Source organism: Aquabacterium sp., assembly GCF_016195855.1.
Classification (GTDB): domain Bacteria; phylum Pseudomonadota; class Gammaproteobacteria; order Burkholderiales; family Burkholderiaceae_C; genus Aquabacterium.
The window spans coordinates 867488-886104 of the sequence record NZ_JACPYU010000003.1; the positions used below are offsets into that span (position 1 = coordinate 867488).

Below are 18617 nucleotides of genomic sequence, written 5' to 3' on the forward strand. Positions count from 1 at the left end.
TTCACACCTCACCAGTGAGTTCGGTTGCGATCGTTGCGGGCGCCTTGTGGCGATCACCTTCGAGGCGAATGGCCAGTTTGCGCAGCAGCACATAGAACACAGGCGTCAGGAAGAGGCCGAACAGTGTCACGCCCAGCATTCCCGAGAACACGGCCACGCCCATGGCATGGCGCATCTCAGCGCCCGCACCCGTCGAGAAGACAAGCGGCACCACCCCCATGATGAAGGCGATCGAGGTCATCAGGATCGGACGCAGACGCAACTTGCAGGCCTCCAGTGCGGCATCGACGGTCGAGCGGCCATGGAGCTCCAGCTCGCGGGCGAACTCCACGATCAGGATTGCATTTTTCGCCGACAGGCCCACCAGCACGAACAGCGCGATCTGCGTGAAGATGTTGTTGTCACCATGCGTGAGCCACACACCGATCAGGGCACACAGGATGGACATCGGCACGATCAGGATCACGGCCAGCGGCAGTGTCCAGCTTTCATACTGCGCGGCCAGCACGAGGAAGACCAGCAGCACGCACAGCGGGAACACATAGATCATCGTGTTGCCGGCCAGGATCTCCTGATAAGTCAGGTCGGTCCACTCGAAGTTCACGCCCTTGGGCAAGGTCTCCGCGGCGATCTTCTCCATGATGGCCTGGGCCTGGCCCGAGGAGACCCCCGGCGCAGGACCACCGTTGATGTCAGCCGCCACATAGGCGTTGTAACGCTGCACGCGGTCCGGGCCATACGAATCCGACACCTTCATCAGGCTGCCCAGCGGCACCATCTCACCCGAGTTGCTGCGCACCTTGAGTTGCGAGATGGCTTCCGCGTTGCTGCGGAAAGGCGCATCGGCCTGCACGACGACCTGGAAGGTCCGACCGAACTTGTTGAAGTCGTTCGTATAGAGCGAGCCCAGGTTGATCTGCAGCGTGTCGAAGATGCTGCCCAGCGGCACGCCCATCTGCTTGGCCTTCGTGCGGTCCACGTCGGCAAAGAGTTGCGGCACATTGATCTGGTAGCTGCTGAACACACCAGCGAGCTGCGGGGTCTGCCAGGCCTTCATCTGCAAGGCCTGCACGCCCTTGTAGAGCTCGTCGTAGCCCACGTTGCCGCGGTCCTCGACGAAAAGCTTGAAGCCGCCGATGGTGCCCAGGCCATTCACGGAAGGCGGCGGGAAGACCATGATGAAGGCGTCCTGGATCGCGCCCAGGCGCTTGTTGACCTCGGCCGCAATGGCACCGCCCGACAGCGACGGGTCCTTGCGGTTCTTGAAGTCATCGAGCGTGTAGAACACGATGCCGGCGTTGGGCGCATTCGTGAAGCCGTTGATCGACAGACCCGGGAAGGCCACCGATTCCTTCACGCCCGGCACCGACTTCACGATGTCCGACATGCGACGGATCACGGCGTCCGTGCGCTCCAGCGAGGCGGCATCAGGCAGCTGCGCGAAGCCCACCAGGTACTGCTTGTCCTGTGCCGGCACGAAGCCCGAAGGCACCTGCCTGAACACGAAGAACGCCGCCACGCACAGCAGCAGGTAGACGCCCATGGTCGCGGCCTTGTGGCTCAGCGTGCCACGGACACCGCCCTGGTAGTTGTGCGAAGCCCGGTCGAACACGCGGTTGAAGCGCTTGAAGAAACCGCCGAGCACCTTGTCCATCAGGCGCGACAAGGCGTCCTTGGGCGCGTCATGCGGCTTGAGCAGCGTGGCGGCCAAAGCCGGCGACAGCGTCAGCGAGTTGAAGGCCGAGATCACGGTCGAGATCGCGATCGTCAGCGCGAACTGGCGATAGAACTGGCCTGTGAGGCCCGACACGTAGGCGATGGGCACGAACACCGCGCACAGCACCAGCGCGATCGCGATGATGGGCCCGGACACTTCCTTCATCGCCTGGATGGTCGCGTCGCGCGGACTCAAGCCATTGGCGATGTTGCGCTCGACGTTCTCGACCACCACGATGGCATCGTCCACCACGATGCCGATGGCCAGCACGAGGCCGAACAGCGACAGCGTGTTGATCGAGAAGCCAAAGCCCAGCAGCACGGCAAACGTCCCCACGATGGACACAGGCACGGCCAGCAGCGGGATCAGCGAAGCGCGCCAGGTCTGCAGGAACACGATCACGACCAGCACGACCAGGGCCACGGCCTCGGTCAGCGTCTTGATCACGGCCTTGATGGAGTCGCCCACGAACTGCGTCGGGTCGTACACGATCGTGTAGTCGACGTCGGCCGGGAAGTCCTTCTTGAGTTCGTCCATGGCCTTGCGCACATCGGCGGACAACTGCAGCGCGTTCGAATTGGGCGCCTCGAAGATGCCCATGCCGATGGCCGGCTTGTTGTTGAGCAGCGAGCGCAGTGCGTACTGGTTCGAACCCAGCTCGATGCGGGCCACGTCACGCAGGTGCGTCACGCCACCGTCGGCACTCGTCTTGACGATGATGTTGCCGAACTCCTCTTCCGTGCTCAGGCGACCGGATGCATTCACGGACAGCTGGAACGGAGCCTTGGTGTCGGGCGGTGCCCCCACCACGCCGGCGGCCACCTGCACGTTCTGCTCGCGGATCGCCGCCACCACATCGCCGGCTGTCAACCCGCGCTGCGCCACCTTCTGGGGGTCCAGCCACACGCGCATGGCGTAGTCGCCGGCACCGAAGATCTGCACGTCGCCCATGCCGGGCAGACGCGCCAGGCGGTCCTTCACATTGAGCGTCGCGTAGTTGCGCAGATAGACATCGTCATACGTGCCCTTGGGCGAGAGCAAGTGCACGACCAGCGTCAGATTGGGCGAGCTTTTGACCGTCGTCACGCCGATCTGGCGCACTTCTTCGGGCAGTCGCGGCAAAGCGCGCTGCACACGGTTCTGCACCTGCGTCTCGGCCTGCTCGACGTTCGTGCCGATCTTGAAGGTGACCGTCAGCGTCAGCGAACCATCGGTGGTCGCTTGCGAGGACATGTAGAGCATGTTCTCGACGCCGTTGATCTGCTCCTCCAGTGGCGCGGCCACGGTCTCGGCGATCACCTTGGGGTTCGCGCCCGGAAACTGCGCGCGCACCACGACCGAGGGTGGCACCACCTCCGGATACTCGGAGACCGGCAGACGAAAGATCGCGATCAACCCCGCGATGAAGATGAAGATGGACAGCACGGCCGCGAAGATCGGCCTGTCCACAAAGGTTCTGGATATGTTCATGTCCTCACTCCGTGGGGATTAGGGCTTGGCGGCCGAAGCCGACGCTGCGGGCGCATCCATGGGCACCACCTGCGGCGCCACCGGCACCCCCGGGCGCACGCGCTGCAGGCCATCGACGACCACGCGCTCACCCGGCTTCAGGCCCGACAGCACCACGCGCAACTCGCCCACGCTCGTCCCCAGCTGCACCGGGCGGTACTCGGTCTGGTTGGCAGCCGACACCACATAGACGAACTTGCGGTTCTGGTCCGTGCCGACGGCCCGCTCCAGCACCAGCGGCGACGCCGCACCGTTGTGCGTATCCGCACCCAGCTGGACCTTGGCGAACAGGCCCGGCGTCAGCAAGCCATCCTTGTTGTCGACCACGGCGCGCATGCGCACGCTACCGGCCTGCGGGTCAATCTGGTTGTCGACGAACTCAAGGCGCCCCTCATGCGGGAAGCCCTGCTCATTGGCCAGGCCCACATGCAGCTTGAGCGCACCCGGCGTGCTGCGCACGAGCTTGCCCACCTGCAGGTACATGGACTCGTCGCCATTGAAGCTCACATACATGGGGTTGGCCGACACGACCGTGGTCAGCACGGTGTTGCCGTCCACCAGGTTGCCCGCGGTGACCTCGGCCTTGCCCACGCGGCCGTCAAAGGGCGCACGCACGCTGGTCCATTCCAGATTGAGCCGTGCGGTCTGCAGCGCAGCCTGATCGGCCAGCACGGCCGTCTCGAGCTGGCGCGCATTGGCCGAGCGCTCGTCGTAGTCGCGCTGGGCGATCGCGTTGTCATCGAGCAGGCGCTTGGAGCGTGCCAGCTCGGTCTGCGCCAGCGCCAGCTTGACCTTGGAGCTCGCCACCGCGGCCTCCAGCCGCGCCATCTCGGCCTGATACGGACGCGGGTCGATCACGAAGAGCACCTCGCCCTTCTTGACGAGGCTGCCTGGCTGAAAGCGCACGCTGTCGAGCGTGCCCGCCACACGCGGGCGCACCTGGGCCTTGTCGATGGCCTCGACGAGCCCGGAGAACTCGCGCAGCTCGGCCACGGGGCGCGCGATGACCTCGGCCACGCTCACAGGCATGGCGGGCGGCGCACCACCGGGGGCCGGGGCGGCATGCGCATCTTGTCCCTGCCCACAACCGGCCAATGAACCGATCACAGCCAGCGACACCAGGGAGCCCAGCAACCAGGCCGAACGGGACGCATGCGACAGACGGAATCCCGCGGCAAGCGGGCGTAACAGGGATGACAGGTTGTTCAGGTTCATGACAGTTACCTCGGACGCGGAAAAAATGCAGACGAAACGGCACCGTCGCGCCCCGGACACGGTGGGGCGCGATCAGCCTGGGGAGCAAAAGATCAAGCAGCGGGGACCAGGAAGCGTTTCATCGCCAGGACACAAGGGTCGTCGGACGTGAGTTCGCAGCGGTCTTTGTTGTCGTGCAGCTCGGGCGGTGGCGGCAAAGCCACCTCATGGACTTCATTACCGGCCTGCCGCAACTTCGCGGCATAGGCCAAAGCCTCGTCGGACAGCGGATCTCCCTCCGTGTGCATGATGAGCGAAGGCGGAAGACCTGACAGCCGACTGGCATTCAATGGACTGGCGTAGGGATGCAGACGGTCGGCGGGGTGCGGCAGGTAACGGCGGTAGGCCTGGGTCACGGCCTCCACCATATCCCGCTTGCTGGGATCGCCCATCGCACACTGCATCGACGGACACCGCAAGTTCGCGTCCAGCATGGGCATGATCAGGATCTGCCCGGCCAGTCCAGGCCCGCGCCGATCCCGGCTCACCAGCGCCGATACCGCCGCCAGATTGCCACCCGCTTCCACACCGCCCACATAGAGGCGTCGCCCCGACCATCCGAGCTGGCGACGCTGCTTGCCCACCTGCATCAGCACGCTGTGTGCGTCCTCCACGGCGGCCGGGAAAGGACGTTCAGGTGCCAGGGCATAGCGGGGCGCCAGGATGTTCACGGCACAGGCATTGGCCAGCACGCGCAGACAGCCATCGGCTTCATCGAGCTCGTCGACCACAAAACCACCTGGGGCAAAGAACACCACCAATGCCTCAGCCTGCGTCACGCCTCCCCGGTAGAGGCGCAGTTGCAGCGGACCGCTGTGCCCCTGCCATTCAAGCAGGTCGTCGGGCCCGGGAGAGGTGTCGGTCGGGTTCATGGCCTGGTCAGACAGTCATGTCGTCACATGGAAAGGGCTTTACGAAGCTCTACTGTATTGATTTGCCATTTCTTCATAAACTCCGATAAATCGAAATGACTGTTCAGATTCTTGAACAATGGACAAAATCAAAGCCATGGAAGCCTTTGTGCGGGTGGTCGACACGGGCGGCTTCTCCAAGGCGGCCGAGTCCTTGCTGACGCCCAAGGCCACCGTCTCGACCCTGATCCAGGACCTGGAGGGCCAGCTCGGCGTGCGCCTGCTGCACCGCACGACGCGGCGGGTCACGGTCACGGCCGACGGCGCGGCCTATTACGAGCGCTGCGTGCGCATCCTCGACGACCTGCGCGAGGCCGACGAATCGCTGTCCTCACGCCACCGCGAGCCCGAAGGCACGCTCAAGGTCGACATGACCACCAGCATGGCCAGCATGCTCATGCAGGACCACCTGCCCGACTTCCTCAAGCGCTACCCGGGCATCGCGCTGCAACTGGGCTGCACCGACCGCCCCATCAACATGATCAGTGAAGGCGTCGACTGCGTCGTGCGCGTCGGCGAGGTCAGCGACCCGTCGCTGGTGGCGCGCCGTATCGGCTCGATGCACTTCGTGACCTGTGCGTCGCCACGCTATCTGGCCGAGCACGGCTTGCCGCTGCATCCCAACGATCTTTTCCAGCACCGCTGGATCAACTACTTCGTGCAGGGCCGCATCCACCATTGGGAGTTCGTCAAGGGCGAGGAGCGGCTCGAGCTGGCACTGGTAGGCGGTCTGGCCATCAACGATTCCAATGTCTACCGCGACGCCTGCGTGGCCGGGGTCGGCATCGGCCAGATTCCCAGCTACGCCTTTCAGCTCTACGAGCGCTACGGCAAGCTCGTGCAGGTCCTGGCGGACTGGGGCACCGATGCCCTGCCTGTGCACGTGCTCTATCCCTCGAACCGCCACCTGTCTACCAAGGTGCAGGTCTTCGTGGAGTGGGCCGCTGAAGTGTTCGAGAACACGCCGGGCCTGCGGCGCATTTGACGGAAGAACAGACCGTCAACCTGCAGCAGACGCCGCCTTTGTGAACAATCCTAGAATCCCTGGCATGTCAAAGAACGGGCAGTCCATCAGCAAGCCACCATCGAAACCGCCGGCAGGCGCTGCCAATCCGTCTTTCAAAACGGAGTACGGTCAAGGTCGACGCAAGCTGCTGGATGCAGTCGCACGCCTGGTGGCCAGAGAGGGGAGCGCGCGCTTGACGCTGCGCGAGCTGGCGAAAGAGGCGGGCATGAGCCACAACTCGATCTACCGGCATTTCCCGAGTGTGGGTGACATGATGCCCACGCTCATCGGGGAGTTCAACCTGGCGCTTCGCAACGGCTTGCGCCAGGCACGCAGCCAGGTGCCCCCCGATGAACTGTCATCGCGCACGGTGGTCAGCTGGCTGCTGGACTTTGCCTTGGCCAACAAAGATTGTTTTGTGGTGGCCATGCGTGAACGACATGGCCCCTTGGGCCCCGCCAGAGCCGCCATCGAACAAGGGACGCATCAGATCCTGGCAGATATGCGCAGCGATCTGGGCGCCGCAGGGCGTCTGCCCCCGTTGCCGCCAGACAAACTGGATCTGGCGCTGAGGATCATCGTCCAGCAAACCTTCGAGTTGTGTCTGTCATACATCGAGGCCCCTGAACGCCGAGAAGCCCTTCTGGCCGAGGCCGAATTGATCTTCGCCTGGTGCCTGGCGGGAGCGGCGATGCTGTCCGGCGACAAGACGACGCTGCCGCTAGCCCAGGCCAAGTCGCTTTGACAGGCGCGGCAGTTGCGCCAGCGCATTGGCTCGGTCAACCTGCTGGCGCTCCGATGGCGTGAACGTATCGTTCAACTCCGAATTGGGATCGCCAGGCAATTTGAGCGCGTAAACCATGCCCGCGTAGGGATAGTCCGTGCCCAGCAAGATGTGGCTGACCTCGGTCACTTTGCGGACCGCTGCCATCGCAGGCGGTGCAGCCGACAAGGCCGTGTCATAGAAGAGCCGGGAATAGGCGCTGTTCCTGGGGTTCAAGTTGAGGGCCAGCAAAGCACTGCGGTACGACAGGAACGGGATGGTGCCGCCCGCATGCGCAGCCTGCCAGCGAATGAAGGGATACCTCAGGAAGATGCCCTTGTAGAGCAGGTTGGTCACCGCGCGTGTGGTTTCGAAGGGGAAGTCCAGGACGAAGTTCGGCATGGACAAATCCGGGCGCACAGGCGGTGCCACAGGATGAATGAACACATAGGCGCACAGCTCGTTCAAGGTCCTCATCAACGGGTCCAGCCTCGGGTCCCCCAGGTAGATCCCTTTGTAGCTGGAGTACAGGCCAATGCCGTCCAGCCCCAGCGTGGTGATGGCCCGTACGGCTTCAGCACAGGCTGCGGCCACTTCACTGGGGTTGTCGGGGTCACCCAGAGGCAAGGACGCAAAGCCGCCAAAGCGTCGATAGAGCTGCGAGGCGGACGACACGTTGATGAGACCGTCACGGATGTAGTCGTTGATTTGCCGCGCCATTTGCGTGCGCGAAGCGAGATCGGGCAGGAATGCGAAGCCCGGCTCCGACAGCGACACCACCTGCGCCTGGATGCCGAACTTGTCCATGAAATTCACGGCGGCACCAGGCGACCAGGAAGGGACAGGGATGCCGCCATCACCTGCCACGTTGTAGTCCGTCATCGCCTGCCTGTAGAAGTCAGGAATGAGGTGGGCATGCACGTCAATGCGCGATGGCGCCGCGGCAGCCCTGCCCATGAGGGGCGTCAAACCGCCGACGGCCATGACACCCAGCCCCAGGGCGGATTTCACGAGACTGCGGCGATCTGTTGCGTTGATGTGTCGGTCGGAGGCCATGGTGGTGACGCTGACTAGCGCGCTGACAAGATGCGACCAAATGTACACATCTTGGCCAGAATGGCACCTCGGGCTTTCACCATGTCCAAGCCCAGGCTGCCGTACACGCCCTTCATAATCAAGGCCTCCTCCCGCTTGTTCGAGATACTCGCCTGTCATCATGGATAAACTCTTGCTGCAACAGCAGGTGCTGGAACGGCTCGCCGAAGACCTGCAGCAGATCGAACAGGCAGCTCGGATGGCCCATGAAACGGCGACTCACGAAGAGAACATCGCCGAAAACAAATACGACACCTTGGGACTCGAAGCCGCCTACCTGGCCACCGGCCAGGCTCGTCGCGCCGAAGCCATCCGCCAGGCGATGGCCACCTGGCGCCAGTTCCGCCCGAGCCCCTACGACGCCAGCAAAGGCATACAGATCGGCGCGCTGGTCTGCCTGATAGACGCCGACGACAAGCAGCAACAGCTCTTTCTCGGCCCGGATGGGGGCAGCATGAAGCTGGTCAGTGGCGCACAGATCGTGCAGGTCATCAGCTGCGCATCACCTTTTGGCATGGCCCTGCTGGGTAAATGCGAGGGTGATGACGTGTCGATACAAGTCGCGCCAGTCCGACAACAGTTCGAAGTGCTGCGGGTTGATTGAGCGGCCAGCAAGTTCAGCTTTGAGGCGGGGTCGACATTTTGTGTCGAATCACCTGGGGCGGCACCCAAACTGAAGCTAAGCCGACCTTGCAGATGGCCACTTTGTAGCGATTGTCGTCAGTGGCACTCGGCTGCGTATGTCCGCTTAGAGCCATGAAGCTGACCTGGAGCCTGGCCACAGGAGCGCAAGAATGGTCGCTGTACTTGGTGCTGCAGCCGTACGACTTCACAGGTGGTATTCATACTGCTCGACCACCCGCGGTTTAGCACATGCGGCTCTATGGCAAACGCATGCGGCCTGCAGCCGGATACTCGATGCTGCCGAAATAGAGCGTGCCGTCGAATTCCCGCACGCTGGTGATGGGCGCGTAAGCGGTGGGTTGATCGTCTTGCAGATCGACCTGCACCTTGCCATTCATGTCGAGCCTCAGCACATGCGCCACTTTTTTCGCCTTCGGCTGAAGCGCCTGAGGGATGCGATAGGCCGCCTTGAGCAGTGCAGGATACGGGAGCAACGCATCCAGCAAGGCATCTCTGGGCGCATACAAAGCTAGCCAGTATCCGTCTCGACCATTGAAGCTGATGTTGTCAGGAAAGCCGGGCAGGTTGTCGATGAAGACCTCTTTCTGGCCGGCTTTGGCGCCCTTCAACCAATAGCGCCAGACGCGGTAGGACAAGGTTTCCGACACGAGGATGTAGCTCTCATCAGGCGCCAACGCGACACCGTTGGCGACATGCAGTCCCTTCATCAGAACGGTGACTTTCCTGCTGACAGGATCGTATTGCAGCAAGCGCCCGTTCGCGCCGTGCTCGAACACGTCCGACATCATCTTGTCGATGCCGAATTTGGACGATGCATCGGAGAAGTAGATCTTGCGTGAGGGGCCTTGAACAACATCATCGGTCAAGCGAAAGGGAATACCTTCCGCTTGCGTTGCCAGCGTGCTGACACGGCCTCCCTCGATGTTCAGAAGCCCTTTGATGGCGTCTGCCACCAGCACGCTCTGACCATCTGCAGAAGCGTATGTTCCCCATGGGCGGCCCCTTGTGTTGGCCAGAACATCGACATGTTGGCCATCACTTGAGAAGCGCACCACACGCCCATCCAGGTAGCCAGCATAGACCCGACCGCTGGCATCCAGTGATATGCCCTCCGGTCCTGTGCCCTGATTCGCGGCCATGCGTTCGATTGAGGCCAGACTGCCTTTGGTAACGGCAGTGGATGGTGCCTGGGCAGGCGGTTCCCAGCCAACGGGCGCGATGTCCACGGGCCAAAGGCTGAAGTACGCCAGCAGCGCTGTGCCTGCCGCTGCGGCGACAAAGATCTTTCGCATCTGAGAGGCCCCTGGTTACTTCGTCTGTTGATTCGCTGCCGGCCCGATCTTCGAGGGATCGCCCCAGGTCTGGCGCGGCGCAATGGTCGACTTGTTGCCGCTCAGTTCCAGCTTGACGGCGGAGACGGCGTTGTGGATCGCCGAGCCAATCATCTTGTGCGGTTGCTCATGTTCGATCTGCACGCGCGCTGCACGCTCTGCGGGATCATGGTGCGGCAGGATGATCGGGAATGCCGCGCCTTTCAATGGACCACCAGGCTGGGCGTCATGTCGGAAGTGAATAGGCATGCGCTTGGCGCCAGGCTCGTAGGTCACGTCATCGCCAGTCCAGCGCAGCGCCAGCGCGCGCCTCGGTGTCGTGCGGGACTTGTTGCCAAACGAGCCGTGCAGCGTGAGGGGGTGAAACATCAGGATGTCGCCCGGTTCCATGTCCCAGTGGAGCAGGTCGTACTGGTCCGGGTTGGCGTTGATGTCGGGAATGTCGTCTGCCTTTTCATCGATCAGCGCGGCCACATAGTCGGGTGACAAGGCCTTGAAGCGTTGCGGCCACTTGTGTGAACCCTTCACATACAACAGCCCGCTGTTTTCGGTCGTCACCGGATTCAAGGGGATCCAGAACGAGGTGATCTGTTCGCCGCGAATGGGCCAGAAGGTCAAGTCCTGGTGCCAAGGGGTAGGCGCATCCGTGCCCGGTTCCTTGATGAACATCTGGTCATAAAAGAAGCGGACCTCTTCGGACCTCATCAAGTCCTTGGCCCACCGGGCAAAGGGGCCGTAGTAGATCAGGTCGCGCAGCACGTCGATACGCTTCCACAAGAAGATGTCCATCTTGTAGCCCTCTGTCTTGCGGGACATGAACTTGCCTGTCACAGATTGGGCGTTGCGGGCCTCTTCAACACCTCGCTCCACCATCTCCACCCAGTTCTTGTCCAGCGCACCTTTGAGCATGATGACCCCATCCTCGTCGTAGCACCGGAGTTCTTCGGCTGTGAGTTGACGTGAGGGAAAAGCAGGAAAACCCATGAAAACCTCGATAAGTTGATTGCATCATCGTTAATGATATATTCATCAGTTTTATCGCAATATAGGGTTTGCGCCAGGTTGTGGGCTGCTGTTAGTCTTGGGCAGTAGTCGCCGCTTTCACCTCACTCCGGTCATGCCTCCTCTCAAGAAATCAATGCCTTCAGGAATTGCCAACGCCCCTTCCAAACGGACGAGGGACGCGCTGAAAGTCGGGAAAGCGAAGCAGACCGACGAAGCCGGTCGTGAGTCGGTCGGCGCTGCAACAACGCGCCAGGACAAGCGGCGACAGGAGACGCGCTTCAAACTGATGCGTGCCGCTTTGCAGCTCATGTCGGCCAAGGGGCTGGACGGGGTGGCCATTCAAGACATCACCAATGCGGCGGATGTCGGTTTTGGCTCGTTCTATAACTACTTCCCGTCCAAAGAAGCGATCTTCCAGAACTTGAAGGAGGAGTTGATCGAGCACTATGCCGCGGCGCTCGACAAGCTGGGCGAACAGGTAGCGGACCCGGCCGAGAAGATCGCGGCATCCGCGCGCTACACGATGCGGCACGGAAGGGCCGATCCCGTGTGGGGCAAGTTTGTGCTGGCCACCAATTTCAATCGCGATAGCCTGCATGCAGGCCTCGGGCGCTATCTGCTCAGAGACGTGATGACAGGCATTGAGGCCAAGCGCTTTGTCTGCCACGACCTTGCGAGCCTGGTGGTCGCTGTGGGGAGCACCATACTGGGTGGACTCATGGCTGAGGTCACCGTGTCCGAGCATGCAGACGACCCTTTTGGTTCGCCCGACGATCTGCCTGAAAAGATTTCAGCCACCTTGTTGGTGACGCTAGGCCTGCCTTGGGCAGAAGCTTGGACGATTGCCAGTCGCCCACTGCCTGTGGTCGATTTGCCGGCCAATCCACTCTCAGTCGGCATGCGGCCTGACTCGTGATCTCTGCGGCGGTGAATGTCCGCTGTTGACCGTAGGAGCCATACAGGCACAGCGTGAGAATGCCGCAGATCAGCCTGACGCTGACATTGATGGTCTGCTCCAGCGCGAACGATGAGGCCAAGGCGTCTATGCTGCGGGAGCTGGCGGCGGCTAACCCGGCGGGCATTCTGCAGCGGCGCTGCAGGGCACACGTCCACCTGCCAGGCACGCTATGTCGATTTGGCTTCCCGTCGTTCGTCGAAGGGATACGAGGTGCCCTCAGGCGGGCGCGCCCACCGTTCAACTTAACAGGAGCGAAGACATGTCATACATCGATGGTTTTGTGATCGCGGTCCCCACCGCCAACAAGCAGAAGTTCATCGACCACGCGCGCCATTTCGACTCGATGTTCATCGAGCTGGGCGCGATCCGTGTGATCGAAGGTTGGGGCGACGATGTCCCCGACGGCAAAGTCACCGATTTCCGCCGGGCAGTCCAGGCCACGGCCGAGGAGACGGTGGCTTTTTCGTGGGTCGAATGGCCTGACAAGGCCACGCGCGACGCGGGCATGAAGCAGATGATGGAAGACCCGCGCATGGATCCGTCCACACCTGGCAACCCGCCCATGCCCTTCGACGGCAAACGCATGATCTTCGGCGGCTTCGAACAGGTGGTCGAAGTGAAGGCCTGAGCGACGGGGGCGACGACGCCTCTAGACGCTTCATGCGTCACGGTGGGCATCTGGCGCAAACGGTATGCCCGCAGGCCGGTGGCTCTGGGACATCGTGCAAGGCGCTCACCCCGGGACCCGCAAGCGCCGTTGACCTTTCCGTGCCATCCCCGTATGTCGGCGCTCGAATCCCTGCGTGGCTTCACACTCCCGGCCAGGCGCAGTCAAGGCGATTTTTCACGAGGGAATCGGTTTTCCCTCCTGGTCACCGTGAAACGTCAGCGGTGAAGAAACTTCAACTGGTGCGCCAGCACTTCAGGAAACAGCGGATCGAAGTAGGGGTCGAAATGATTGGCATCGATCTCGATCACCTGCACATTGGGGTTTCCGACGCGGCGGACTTTGTCGGACACGAAAGGCGCGACGGTGTCCCCCATGGCGCCAATCATCAGCATGGGGATCTTGACGTCCTTCAGGCGCAGCCACGGGCGATAGAAAGGCATGGTGAGCACAGACTGCGCGGCAACGCGGTTGTCGTAGCTGCGGTCCTTCCAGGCGGCCAGTGCGATCTCCATGGCATCCCAGGCGCCATCGCGGTCCATGGTGGCGAACTCGCCTTCGCGAGCCAAGGTCGGAACGTAGATCTGCGCGCCAGGCTTGATCTGGTCCCACATGCCAAGAGCGATCAGCTTCATGAGCCTGACAGGCGGCGTGGCGAGCGTCGCGGCCAGGCCATCGAGCATTGGCACCTGGATGATGGCGCCCTTCAGTTCAGGATGCTGAGATGCCAGATCCACCACATGCCCGCCGCCAAAGGATGTGCCCCACAGCGTGATCTGGTGCGCCGCCACCATGGGGTGGGACTTCAGGTGAGCAAGCGCGGTATCAGCGACGCGAGTGCGACGCCACGGATTGATGCCCTGTCTGGGGAAGCCGCCGCTGTCTCCCCATCCTGGGTAATCAAACTCCATCACGGCGAAGCCCGCCTCAACAAAGCTGTGAGTGAACGACGAGGTCAGCGCCCGCTGAATGCTGCCCCAGCCACCCAGCATGAGGATGGTGGCCAGCTCTTGATCGGGGTCGGCATCTTGCGGCACATATAGTGTGGCGCCGCACAGTGCGCCCTCCGCCGTGAAAGTGGACTTGATTGCGCGCAGGCGCACATGCGAGGTATCGGGGTAACGGCGAGACTTCACTTGGGATTCCGAAATTAATGCGATGTGAGATGGGCGCTTGCATCACACACATCGTGTGACGCAAGCGAGCGTGCGGTTAAAGCGCCATGGCCTTGGAGATGGGACAGCCCTCGACCTCGTGCCAGGCATATCGAGGTGCTTGCGACTGCGTTCTTTGAGCGGCGAAAGTGGCCAGGCGGCTCACCGCATTTGTGGCAGAGGCAAGGTATGCGGCTTGCAGCTGGAACACATGCCAACGGCCTGCATACACCTCCAGCCTGCAAGGTACCCCGCAATGCGCCGCGCGTGCATTCAACCTGGTCGAATCGGACTCAAGCACCTCCTCGTCACCCACCTGAATCAGCATGGGGGGAAGGCCGTGCAGATCCGCTTCCAGCAAGTGCGATCCTTTGACCGGTTCATACCAGCGCACGGCTTGTTTGAGCCAGGCCACATTGAGCATGGGGTCAAGCGCCGATGCGGATTGAATCGTCCCCCCTGACAAGGTCGGGTCCAGGAAGGGCGACAGCAGCATCAGTCCTGCGGGCAAGGGCTCGCCCGTGTCACGCAGCCTCAGCGCCAATGTCAGGGCCAGGCCGCCGCCAGCGGAATCACCACACACCACGATCTGATGGGGCGCAACACCGCGCTTGAGCAAGGTGCGATAGCAGGCCAGCGCGTCCTCGACAGCGGCAGGCTGAGGATGTTCCGGTGCGAGGCGGTATTGCGGAACCCAGACCGTCATGCCGGTGGCGGCAAGGCGCGTCGTCAAGCTGCGATGCGTTCGGGCGCTGCCCACGCAAAAGCCCCCGCCATGCAAATAGAGAATCGTTGCCCCCTTCTTTTGGGCTTGTCTTGGGGTGATCACTTCCGTGGTCATGCCATCAACCTCATGGCGCGCGATATGCACGCGTCGATCGCTGGGCATGAGGTACGACAAGGTGCTCACGATGAGACGTTGTGCACCGACCCCAACGGGCGGTCGAATGAAGGCCTTGAACGTCATGCGCAGGAGCGACCTCAGCATGCTGGCCCTGAAAGACTCCAGCAAGCCAGGCGGTTCAGCATGCCGCACCACATTGCCAGCGCCGCGGCGAGGCTCGATGAAGTTGTAGGCGTTGAGCGACGAGTACCGCGTGAGCCAACGGTATCCAAAGGTGAAGCCCGGCCAGTTGGTGCTGTTATGCCCGTTCGCATCAACGTACCAGCTCTTGCAGCCTTGCCATACTGTGGCGGCCAGGCGTTCCTGCACCTTGCCATTGAAGCTGGCGTAGCGTTGCGCATCGACTTCAACCGCGTTCGCGCAGGCCTTGTGAGCAGCTTTCATGCACCTCAGCACATGTGCGATCTGGCTTTCGAGCATGTAGATGATCGAGCTGTGGCCCAGGTTCGTGTTGGGGCCATAGAGCATGAAGAAATTGGGGAAGCCTGGAACCGTCATGCCCAGATAGGCTTGAGCGCCCTTGCGCCACGCATCATTGAGCTCCATGCCATCCCGGCCGGTGATCGTCATGGGTGCCAGGAATTCGGTGGCCGCGAAGCCGGTGCCGTAGACAATCGCGTCCACGGTGTGATGCTGTCCATCTGCCGTCTCGATGCCATCGGACGTGATGCGGCGTATGCCCTGCGTGACCACGTTCACGTTGGGCTTGGCCATGGTGGCCAGATAGTCGTTGGACAGCAGGATGCGCTTGCAACCGATGGGGTAGTCCGGCGTCAGCTTGGCGCGCAGGCTGGCGTCCTTCACTTGTCGATGCAGCAGTGCCTTGAACGGCAGGCCCACCGCCAGATCCATCAAGGCCTTGACGCGCGTGAATCCGACCGCCCGACCTTCGTATTGGGAATAGATACGGGCTCTGTGCAGTTTCATGGTCCAAGGCGCCATCTTGAACAAGGCCTTGCGCCATCCCGCATACGGCCCATCTGGGCGAGGCAGGATGTAGGCGGCCGAGCGTTGGAACACGGTCAGCTTGCTCACCTGGCCAACAATGGCGGGCACGAACTGGATGGCCGACGCCCCTGTGCCGACCACCGCGACGCGCTTGCCCTTCAGGTCATGGCCGTGGTCCCAGTGGGCGGAGTGGCAGACATGCCCCTGGAAGCTTTCCATGCCTTCCAGCTTGGGATAGACGGGGCGGCTGAGTTGCCCCGTGGCCGTGACAACAAAACGGGCTTGCAGGACCTGGCCGTTGGCCAGGATCACGGTCCACAGCGCGAGTTCCTCGTGGTAGTGGGCTTGAGCCACCTCGCAGCCAAAGCGGATGGATGGCAGCAGGCCGTATTTCTCGGCACAGTGTTTCAGGTATTGGTGGATCTCGGCCTGCGGTGCAAAGACCCTGGACCAATTTGGATTGGGTTCGAACGAGAACGAATACAAGTGCGACGGCACGTCGCACGCGGCACCTGGATAGGTGTTGTCTCGCCAGACGCCGCCGACATCGTTTTGCTTTTCAAGAATGAGGAAGTCGCCAAGGCCGGCCTTCTTCAATGCGACCGCCATCCCGATTCCCGCAAAGCCGGATCCGATGATGATGGTGTGAAAGGTGGCGCTGGCGTCCGAGCCGATGCTTTGCATGTTATGAAGCCCAAAAATGCGACGAAAGGTCTGCTCTGTGAGGGCGAATCATGCGCAAAACCACCGCCATTGAGAATGTTGACTAAGGACAAAGGCTTTATGATTTGGGCCACGCACATTGGTATTCACCCTTCATGAGCTTTTGGGATTTCAAGCGCAGTTCGGCGAGCGTTCGGCTTTTGGTTGAGTTCGGCCAAGAGCAGGGGCTGGACATCTCCAAGATCCTGGTTCGCTCCCGCCTGAACGAAATCGATCTGACCGATCCGGCCATGGAACTCGATGCCAGTCAGGAACTGTGTGTGGTGGGCAACCTCATCCGCGCGTGCAGGCAGCCGGGGCTGGGGTTGGAAGTCGGCATGCGCTACAACTTCGCGTCATACGGGCTGTGGGGCCTGGGCTTGATCAGCAGCGCCACGGCGGGCGATGCCTTGGCGCTTGCCTTGCGGTTCATTCCTTTGACCTTCGCCTTCTGCCGCATCTCGGGCGGGCTGGATGGTGAGATGTGCACGGTGACGTTCGAGGCGCCGGACGTCGAGCCTGCGGTCCAGCGCTTTTTGGTCGAGCGGGATGTGGCAGCGGCTTCACGGCTGATGAAAGAGACGCTGGGACCAGACTTCACCTTGTCTCGGTTCACCCTCAAGCACACCATCCAGCCCGGTTCAGCCTTGTTGGCCGACCTTCCGCGCATGGGAGGCGTCCGCCCCGAGTTCGGTGCGGCCAGCAACAGCTTGTCATTTGACCGCAAGCTCTTGGATCTGCGGCTGCCTCAAGCCAATCCAGTCACGGTGGCCATGTGCGAGCGAGCCTGCGAGGAATTGATGGAACGCCGCCGTGCCCGCTTGGGTACGGGCGAATGCGTCCGCCAGTATCTGGCTGCCGCCCCCCTCAACATGACGCCGGACCTGCCCCAGGCTGCGCGCACGCTGGGCCTCAGCGACAGGACACTGAAACGGCGGCTACAAGATGAAGGCGTTTCGTACAGGATGCTGCTGGCCGAAGTGCGCGGCCGCCAGGCCAATGAGTTGCTGGCGGATGAAACGTTGTCGCTGACCCAGATCGCCGAGCGCATGGGCTTCAGTGACCTGTCCAGCTTCTCTCAGGCTTACAAAAGGTGGTTCGGTGTTGCGCCGAGTATGGGGCGATACAGCGCTCTTGACAGCGCATCATGATCGACATGCGCCCTTGCTTGGCACATACCAATCTGCTCTGCGACTTCTAAGGCGTCACTGGCTGCAAATTGGTGCTGACCTGGAATTGGCGGTATGCCGTCCAGTTTCCGATTGTCGACAAGGCATTCATGGGTGCCCAGTGATCATTCCTGCCGCGCATCAATTCCAATCATGCCCCCGCCGAGGCTCTCGCAAGGTCGTGGTCACTCGCGAAGGCCTCACCCGCGCCCGCGCCTGCGCGGCAAGCGATCCTCCATCACGCTCCAGCACACCCCAGAACCCGACCAGAATCAAGCCGCCCATGAAGCCCGAAAGATGGGCGACATGGTTGATGCCCGGCTCATTGCGCCGCAAGCCCACAATGTCCATCATCAGAAAGCCGAGGACAAAAACGATGGCGGGGACGGCGATCGTCCGGAAGATCCACAGGAACCAGATAAAGCAGTCGACCCTCTGAAACGGGAAGCGAGCGAGGAAGAGCCCCATGAAGCCCCACACCACGCCTGACAGGCCCAGGGAGGGAAGGATGGTCTTGGTCATCAATGAATAGGCCACGTGTGTGATGACCGCGAACATCAGGAAGATGGCCACGTAGCCTTTGGCGGTGATCTCTTTTTCGATCGTGCTGGAGAAGCAGTAAAAGAAAAAGAGATTGCCCAGCAGGTGCGACAGATCCGCATGCAGGAAGGCCGCCGAAATCATGTGCCCCACATGCAGCGTGCGCGGATCATAGGCAAATGCCATTTTCGTGGCAGGGCTCATGACAAAGTACAGAACGATGCAGACCAGACACACCAGCAGCGTCAAGAGCGGCGGGCTTGATCTGGCCTCACGGTGGGTACCAAGGGGAAGAATGAGCATGGGTTCGGCCTAAGGCTCGCGGTACACCGCGTGGGC

Annotated in this window: 15 protein-coding genes; 6 read left to right on the forward strand and 9 right to left on the reverse strand. The window is 61.9% G+C overall.

Translation table 11 applies throughout. The annotated features are described in order from the left end of the window. Window position 1: 1 nt before the first annotated feature. From HY019_RS05370 to HY019_RS05380, 3 genes are all read right to left on the reverse strand, one after another. Complete coding sequence (locus tag HY019_RS05370; protein WP_290688954.1) at window positions 2–3187, reverse strand: efflux RND transporter permease subunit; 3186 nt, start codon at window positions 3185–3187, stop codon at window positions 2–4. Between the two features lie 18 nt (window positions 3188–3205). Then, entirely contained in the window at window positions 3206–4441 is a 1236-nt protein-coding gene (locus HY019_RS05375) for an efflux RND transporter periplasmic adaptor subunit (RefSeq protein WP_290688956.1), read from the reverse strand. A 92-nt stretch (window positions 4442–4533) separates the two neighbouring features. Beyond that, a complete protein-coding gene (locus HY019_RS05380) occupies window positions 4534–5352 on the reverse strand; it encodes an alpha/beta hydrolase (RefSeq protein ID WP_290688957.1) in 819 nt (272 codons plus the stop codon). Between the two features lie 118 nt (window positions 5353–5470). Between HY019_RS05380 and HY019_RS05385 the strand changes: the two genes are divergently transcribed. Both HY019_RS05385 and HY019_RS05390 read left to right on the forward strand, forming a co-directional pair. Then, window positions 5471–6376 carry a LysR family transcriptional regulator gene (locus HY019_RS05385; RefSeq protein ID WP_290688959.1) on the forward strand — a complete coding sequence of 302 codons (906 nt, stop codon included), beginning with the start codon at window positions 5471–5473 and terminating at the stop codon, window positions 6374–6376. Window positions 6377–6440: 64 nt separating this feature from the next. Then, window positions 6441–7142, forward strand: a complete 702-nt coding sequence (locus HY019_RS05390; RefSeq protein WP_290688961.1) for a TetR family transcriptional regulator — start codon at window positions 6441–6443, stop codon at window positions 7140–7142. On the opposite strand, the gene HY019_RS05395 is transcribed toward HY019_RS05390, so the two are convergent. Beyond that, a complete protein-coding gene (locus tag HY019_RS05395) occupies window positions 7119–8171 on the reverse strand; it encodes an amidohydrolase family protein (RefSeq protein ID WP_290688963.1) in 1053 nt (350 codons plus the stop codon). The genes HY019_RS05390 and HY019_RS05395 overlap by 24 nt on opposite strands. A gap of 205 nt (window positions 8172–8376) precedes the next feature. Between HY019_RS05395 and HY019_RS05400 the strand changes: the two genes are divergently transcribed. Continuing rightward, window positions 8377–8859 carry a GreA/GreB family elongation factor gene (locus HY019_RS05400; RefSeq protein ID WP_290688965.1) on the forward strand — a complete coding sequence of 161 codons (483 nt, stop codon included), beginning with the start codon at window positions 8377–8379 and terminating at the stop codon, window positions 8857–8859. A 277-nt stretch (window positions 8860–9136) separates the two neighbouring features. Here the strand turns inward: HY019_RS05400 and HY019_RS05405 are convergent, their stop codons facing one another. Next, window positions 9137–10192, reverse strand: coding sequence for an SMP-30/gluconolactonase/LRE family protein (locus HY019_RS05405; protein WP_290688967.1), 1056 nt, complete (start codon window positions 10190–10192; stop codon window positions 9137–9139). Between the two features lie 15 nt (window positions 10193–10207). Continuing rightward, window positions 10208–11215 (reverse strand): phytanoyl-CoA dioxygenase family protein, encoded by a 1008-nt coding sequence (locus HY019_RS05410; RefSeq protein WP_290688969.1) that lies wholly within the window; start codon window positions 11213–11215, stop codon window positions 10208–10210. A 133-nt stretch (window positions 11216–11348) separates the two neighbouring features. Here HY019_RS05410 and HY019_RS05415 point away from each other — a divergent pair, with 133 nt between their 5' ends. Both HY019_RS05415 and HY019_RS05420 read left to right on the forward strand, forming a co-directional pair. Beyond that, entirely contained in the window at window positions 11349–12152 is an 804-nt protein-coding gene (locus HY019_RS05415) for a TetR/AcrR family transcriptional regulator (protein WP_290688971.1), read from the forward strand. 301 nt (window positions 12153–12453) lie between these two features. Continuing rightward, window positions 12454–12822: a DUF1428 domain-containing protein gene (locus HY019_RS05420; RefSeq protein WP_290688972.1), complete on the forward strand. Its 369-nt coding sequence runs from the start codon at window positions 12454–12456 to the stop codon at window positions 12820–12822. 257 nt (window positions 12823–13079) lie between these two features. On the opposite strand, the gene HY019_RS05425 is transcribed toward HY019_RS05420, so the two are convergent. Together HY019_RS05425 and HY019_RS05430 are read right to left on the reverse strand one after the other, a co-directional pair. Beyond that, window positions 13080–13997, reverse strand: coding sequence for an alpha/beta hydrolase (locus HY019_RS05425; RefSeq protein ID WP_290688973.1), 918 nt, complete (start codon window positions 13995–13997; stop codon window positions 13080–13082). A 76-nt stretch (window positions 13998–14073) separates the two neighbouring features. Then, on the reverse strand, window positions 14074–16551 hold the full coding sequence (locus HY019_RS05430; RefSeq protein WP_290688975.1) for an alpha/beta hydrolase fold domain-containing protein: 2478 nt from the start codon (window positions 16549–16551) through the stop codon (window positions 14074–14076). 134 nt (window positions 16552–16685) lie between these two features. On the opposite strand from HY019_RS05430, the gene HY019_RS05435 reads away from it, so the two are divergent. Continuing rightward, on the forward strand, window positions 16686–17720 hold the full coding sequence (locus HY019_RS05435; protein WP_290688977.1) for an AraC family transcriptional regulator: 1035 nt from the start codon (window positions 16686–16688) through the stop codon (window positions 17718–17720). Between the two features lie 159 nt (window positions 17721–17879). Here the strand turns inward: HY019_RS05435 and HY019_RS05440 are convergent, their stop codons facing one another. Further along, window positions 17880–18581, reverse strand: coding sequence for a rhomboid family intramembrane serine protease (locus tag HY019_RS05440; protein ID WP_290688979.1), 702 nt, complete (start codon window positions 18579–18581; stop codon window positions 17880–17882). Window positions 18582–18617: the final 36 nt, after the last annotated feature.

Coding starts and splice junctions, on each gene's coding strand:
- HY019_RS05380 (WP_290688957.1), bottom strand. CDS start 5,352: ATGAACCCGACCGACACCTCTCCCGGGCCCGACGACCTGCTTGAATGG.
- HY019_RS05430 (WP_290688975.1), bottom strand. CDS start 16,551: ATGCAAAGCATCGGCTCGGACGCCAGCGCCACCTTTCACACCATCATC.
- HY019_RS05405 (WP_290688967.1), bottom strand. CDS start 10,192: ATGCGAAAGATCTTTGTCGCCGCAGCGGCAGGCACAGCGCTGCTGGCG.
- HY019_RS05420 (WP_290688972.1), top strand. CDS start 12,454: ATGTCATACATCGATGGTTTTGTGATCGCGGTCCCCACCGCCAACAAG.
- HY019_RS05390 (WP_290688961.1), top strand. CDS start 6,441: ATGTCAAAGAACGGGCAGTCCATCAGCAAGCCACCATCGAAACCGCCG.
- HY019_RS05415 (WP_290688971.1), top strand. CDS start 11,349: ATGCCTCCTCTCAAGAAATCAATGCCTTCAGGAATTGCCAACGCCCCT.
- HY019_RS05385 (WP_290688959.1), top strand. CDS start 5,471: ATGGACAAAATCAAAGCCATGGAAGCCTTTGTGCGGGTGGTCGACACG.
- HY019_RS05370 (WP_290688954.1), bottom strand. CDS start 3,187: ATGAACATATCCAGAACCTTTGTGGACAGGCCGATCTTCGCGGCCGTG.
- HY019_RS05435 (WP_290688977.1), top strand. CDS start 16,686: ATGAGCTTTTGGGATTTCAAGCGCAGTTCGGCGAGCGTTCGGCTTTTG.
- HY019_RS05375 (WP_290688956.1), bottom strand. CDS start 4,441: ATGAACCTGAACAACCTGTCATCCCTGTTACGCCCGCTTGCCGCGGGA.
- HY019_RS05400 (WP_290688965.1), top strand. CDS start 8,377: ATGGATAAACTCTTGCTGCAACAGCAGGTGCTGGAACGGCTCGCCGAA.
- HY019_RS05410 (WP_290688969.1), bottom strand. CDS start 11,215: ATGGGTTTTCCTGCTTTTCCCTCACGTCAACTCACAGCCGAAGAACTC.
- HY019_RS05440 (WP_290688979.1), bottom strand. CDS start 18,581: ATGCTCATTCTTCCCCTTGGTACCCACCGTGAGGCCAGATCAAGCCCG.